The following is a 1,387-nucleotide window of genomic DNA, read 5'->3' as shown; positions in this document are numbered from 1 at the left end:
AGCAAATTGCTTGGGTGTTATATGGTCAAGCCTCACGGGCAATTAGTATTGGTTAGCTCAACGCCTCACAGCGCTTACACACCCAACCTATCAACGTCGTAGTCTTCGACGGCCCTTCAGGGAACTCAAGGTTCCAGTGAGATCTCATCTTGAGGCAAGTTTCCCGCTTAGATGCTTTCAGCGGTTATCTCTTCCGAACATAGCTACCCGGCAATGCCACTGGCGTGACAACCGGAACACCAGAGGTTCGTCCACTCCGGTCCTCTCGTACTAGGAGCAGCCCCTCTCAAATCTCAAACGTCCACGGCAGATAGGGACCGAACTGTCTCACGACGTTCTAAACCCAGCTCGCGTACCACTTTAAATGGCGAACAGCCATACCCTTGGGACCGGCTTCAGCCCCAGGATGTGATGAGCCGACATCGAGGTGCCAAACACCGCCGTCGATATGAACTCTTGGGCGGTATCAGCCTGTTATCCCCGGAGTACCTTTTATCCGTTGAGCGATGGCCCTTCCATACAGAACCACCGGATCACTAAGACCTACTTTCGTACCTGCTCGACGTGTTTGTCTCGCAGTCAAGCGCGCTTTTGCCTTTATACTCTACGACCGATTTCCGACCGGTCTGAGCGCACCTTCGTACTCCTCCGTTACTCTTTGGGAGGAGACCGCCCCAGTCAAACTACCCACCATACACTGTCCTCGATCCGGATAACGGACCTGAGTTAGAACCTCAAAGTTGCCAGGGTGGTATTTCAAGGATGGCTCCATGAGAACTGGCGTCCCCACTTCAAAGCCTCCCACCTATCCTACACAAGCAAATTCAAAGTCCAGTGCAAAGCTATAGTAAAGGTTCACGGGGTCTTTCCGTCTAGCCGCGGATACACTGCATCTTCACAGCGATTTCAATTTCACTGAGTCTCGGGTGGAGACAGCGCCGCCATCGTTACGCCATTCGTGCAGGTCGGAACTTACCCGACAAGGAATTTCGCTACCTTAGGACCGTTATAGTTACGGCCGCCGTTTACCGGGGCTTCGATCAAGAGCTTCGCTTGCGCTAACCCCATCAATTAACCTTCCGGCACCGGGCAGGCGTCACACCCTATACGTCCACTTTCGTGTTTGCAGAGTGCTGTGTTTTTAATAAACAGTCGCAGCGGCCTGGTATCTTCGACCGGCATGGGCTTACGGAGCAAGTCCTTCACCCTCGCCGGCGCACCTTCTCCCGAAGTTACGGTGCCATTTTGCCTAGTTCCTTCACCCGAGTTCTCTCAAGCGCCTTGGTATTCTCTACCTAACCACCTGTGTCGGTTTGGGGTACGGTTCCCAGTTATCTGAAGCTTAGGAGCTTTTCTTGGAAGCATGGTATCAACCACTTCGTCGCCT

General features: G+C 53.1%; 1 rRNA gene. It reads right to left on the bottom strand.

Features of this window, described 5'->3' with window-relative positions:
• Nucleotides 1-21: 21 nt before the first annotated feature.
• A 23S ribosomal RNA gene (locus tag QSV36_RS03695) occupies nucleotides 22-1,387 on the bottom strand; the annotation flags it as partial.

It is taken from the genome of Pseudomonas sp. BCRC 81390, assembly GCF_030341915.1.
GTDB lineage: Bacteria > Pseudomonadota > Gammaproteobacteria > Pseudomonadales > Pseudomonadaceae > Aquipseudomonas.
This window is presented reverse-complemented; position numbering and strand designations above follow the sequence as displayed.